Origin of the sequence: Candidatus Bandiella numerosa (assembly GCF_021811875.1) — a bacterium.
Taxonomy (GTDB): Bacteria; Pseudomonadota; Alphaproteobacteria; order Rickettsiales; family Midichloriaceae; genus Aquirickettsia; species Aquirickettsia numerosa_A.
Genome location: NZ_JAJBJD010000109.1, coordinates 1 through 3,651, shown reverse-complemented (window position 1 = coordinate 3,651; position 3,651 = coordinate 1). Strand labels below are relative to the sequence as shown.

The 3,651-nt window shown below is 32.1% G+C and carries 3 protein-coding genes; all 3 read right to left on the bottom strand.

What is annotated here, in order from left to right:
• Positions 1–448, bottom strand: a 448-nt coding sequence (locus tag L8D11_RS04100) for a hypothetical protein (RefSeq protein ID WP_236870404.1), incomplete at its 3' end; no start/stop codon positions are given.
• A 103-nt stretch (positions 449–551) separates the two neighbouring features.
• Positions 552–2,663 carry an SEL1-like repeat protein gene (locus tag L8D11_RS04095; protein WP_236870403.1) on the bottom strand — a complete coding sequence of 704 codons (2,112 nt, stop codon included), beginning with the start codon at positions 2,661–2,663 and terminating at the stop codon, positions 552–554.
• A 22-nt stretch (positions 2,664–2,685) separates the two neighbouring features.
• On the bottom strand, positions 2,686–3,528 hold the full coding sequence (locus L8D11_RS04090) for a hypothetical protein (RefSeq protein WP_236870402.1): 843 nt from the start codon (positions 3,526–3,528) through the stop codon (positions 2,686–2,688).
• Positions 3,529–3,651: the final 123 nt, after the last annotated feature.

Here is a 3,651-nt window from a genome sequence, read left to right as displayed (position 1 = left end):
TAGAGATTAGGTCGATTCCATTTCTTATTATTTTCTCTTTTACGCTTTGTAACTTTTCAATGACAGATATATTCTGCCTCTTCCTCAATCCTTCTTTTAACTCTTTTATATAATAAGAACTACAGATCTCTTCTTTGTTTAGCGCTAGGTACCCTACTCTACTGCCTACATAAACACAATATTGCCTTCCTTTGCAATCTTCAAAAACAGCTGCAAATAGGTCATGATTTTTTGTTTTGCATACTTCTTCCTTTGTCATGACTGTTGCTTCTATAAACTCAAAAGGATCAATTGGGCTACGAACTATACCTGGTAGGCTTAGTCTATCATACGGTTCAGGAAAATAGGCGACAAAATGATTATGATTTACAGCATTAGAAAGTGGTGTAGAGATGATAAATAATATAGCTGACGCTATAATCTTATAGTGCGTAAAATATTTAATCACACAGAGATCGCCTTAATACAGCTTTTTCTAATATATTATATCAAAAAAAATATAAAATCTTCTAACATATCTGTATTATAATTATTATACCTAATATGATTATTTACAAATCGTCATATATATATTGATCGCACTCATCTTTCCCGCACAATACCTGTTGCGCTTTTGGCATTCCATCATGTATGATTTTATCATCATGGCTGCAAAATCCATTTTCAGAAAAGACTATTTTATAATAATGACATGATCTATCGTAACTAGTAGCGATAGGTACATCAGAAATATCTATTTTTTTATTAAATGCTTCTGCAAAATATATCGCCTCTTCTTTACAGTGCGTAAATAAAGACGGATTACTAAAATCAATATCGTATTGCTCGTCTGTAGTTAGATAGCTAATAGACTTCTTTAAAAAATTACTACATACAGATTGATTGAGCTCTGGTTTAGTCAATGTATTGAGTAGATCTAGAGCTTTATCTAACCCTTCTTTGGCTTGAGATTTTGTATAGTGTAGAGCTAATTCATGCTTTAGGCTTACTAAATTGGGGTTAGTAATTAAACTGCTATATAAATTAATAGCTTTTATCATATGTTTTTCATATTCGTGAGACCGATTAAATCCATCAATGTTATTGAAGACTTTGCTATTTAATATGAATTTTGCTACATCTGAATGGTAACGCGCCTTTTTATCAAGTGATTCAACCTCTATATTATCAATATTTTTTGATATATGATTTATTATAGCATTTGCATGTTTTTTAGCAGAAACGCACTCAGTCTCTATATTTTTTTCTGCAAACGCTTTATTTTCATCTTCTTTTTGATTCCAGAATCCAAAAATATTCCAAAACCAACTATTTTGATCTTCTTTTGCATCTTTATTTTTATGCTGCACATCTTCAACATATACTCTTGCAGTATTAAAGTCATCTACTGAATATTCCTCTCGGCCATCATACTTTATTTTATCTGGATGAGTCAGCTTAGCTAATTCTTTTGCAAGTTTTTTAATATTTGAACCAGGCTTTTTGTAATCAATTGACTTTAGTAACTCCTGAAACTCATTATTATTTTTGATATACGGCTTGTTTAGCAATTTTTCAAAGGCGCTTAATTTTTCCTCAGACATTTTTGCATTACTGATTTTATCAGCAACTCCATACCCTAAAGAGGTAACTGGCTTGCAGTTTTCTAAACTTTGTTCTGCATAAAACTTGAGATTATCTAGTATTTTTATATGAGCCAAAAAATAGTAGTCAGAAACGCTTCTTAACATTTCCCATAACTCTTCTTGATTTTGGTCATAAAATACCTCGTCTTTAAGAATATTGTATGAGTAATGAAATTTGCCACATATATTACCTTGATTCGCCAAATCATGGAATATTTCATCAGCCTTCTCAATCGATTTCTCAAAAACAACCCCTTCCCTTAAAAGTATAGCTTTTAGACAGATAGAATCTTGATGACCAATGTCATGTAACTCTGCTAAAAGACCCGGTATTTCATCTGCGCCTCTAGATTCATCAACAAGAAGTTTGACTAATTGATATTTAGCCTCTTTGTTAGTATTTTGAATCATCCTGTAGTATGATTCTGCTTTGCCAATATCCTTTATAGCGCTCAATCCATAATGAAAAGCATTTGCTAGCTCTAGAAGTGCCGCATCATTTTTAAATGATTCCCATGAAATTGAGAGGAATTTATGCATTAATACATTACTCCCTATCTCTTTATTATTTAACTCCTTGTTTTTATATAAAATTCCGCAAGTAAAAATAATTTTATCAAGATACTTGTTAAGAGACAACTCATGCACACTACTATTTTTTATTTTGCGATATATTAAAGGGCAGAACTTATCTAATGTATCGAAATTTTTTAATCGGTAAATATACTCAAAAGAAGACAGTGTATAAAAGTCTATTTTAATAAGGTCGTTTAGTACATCAGTGTGTAACTTAACAGCCTTCTCCTTGTCAAGTTTTTCAAACAAAAGAGCCTTTATAGCTAAAAGACTTCTGTTGGCATGCATATTTAAATCTTCACCTAACTCAATAAACATCTGCTCGGCCAAAGCTAAGTCTTCTGGGCATTCTGAATTAGTAAGCTTATTTAACATTCTTTCTCTGTTATTAATATTATTGAAGGCTAAAATAAGCTGCTCTTTATCTTCCTTACTATATTGGATACATTGGTTACGAGACATACGTCTACTTTACTAGTTATATCTACAGGTCCTCGTAGTTAACGAGATCTAAATTTAGCTCTGGGCAAAGCTCTTCATCTTTTACAGATTGAAATATCTCAAGACAGGTAAGTATAGATAAAGTCTGTTCAGGACCTTTTCCTGCCGCGTTAAAACATGTTGACACTTGCAACATAGTAGGTACTTCCTTAAGATAATTGCATTCATCTATATTGTATTTATAGACATTTTTGACAATGTTGCTAAATTCTTCTGCATTTCTTTTAAAAATTGTGATTACTTGTTTATTAACGGCACCTTCAGAAGTCATCACTTTAAGATCTCCGTGGTCGTAATATAGAAACATTTTGTACAAATCAAGGTTATTATAATTACTTGCAGATTGTTTTTTAGTAGTAATATTAAAATCAGGCTCTAGCAGTCTAGCATTACCCTTTTCTATGTATCTTAGCATAAAAAATACATAGGGTATACTGGCATCTTGAGATGAGCTTATATGTTCGTGGTAAACATTGTCATTCGAATCTACGGTGCGAGAATAAACAGGCGGATTTTCAAAAATAATGGCATATCCTGTAGATCCTTCTTTTGAATTCCAGATAGACTGTTGATTGTTAAGCTCAACTTGTGTTTGTCCTAGCAACTCTTTGTGCAGAGAGGCGTATTTTGAAGATGCTTTATGGGATTCTACCTTTTCGCTAGCAGTTAATGAAGCTTTGTATCTAACTTCTCTAATATTTTGCAAATCTGTCCCAGAAGTCTTTTCTACGCTCAATCCATGGTAATTTGCTAAACTACCTACGGTCGGAGATACTGCGGTAACAAGATCCACAGATGGAATAGTAAAATTATTTAAATTACTCATAAAGACCATTGCATAATAGGCAGAAAGAAACATATATGATAGAATGAAAAGATAAGTACATACGAAAGAGGAGGCAAAATGTCATTTTTAGTAAGAGAAGCAGAAGAACGTATAGAGAAGAGT

Excerpts from the sequence above, each read along its gene's own strand:
- L8D11_RS04095 (WP_236870403.1), bottom strand. The coding sequence starts at position 2,663 with ATGTCTCGTAACCAATGTATCCAATATAGTAAGGAAGATAAAGAGCAG.
- L8D11_RS04090 (WP_236870402.1), bottom strand. The coding sequence starts at position 3,528 with ATGAGTAATTTAAATAATTTTACTATTCCATCTGTGGATCTTGTTACC.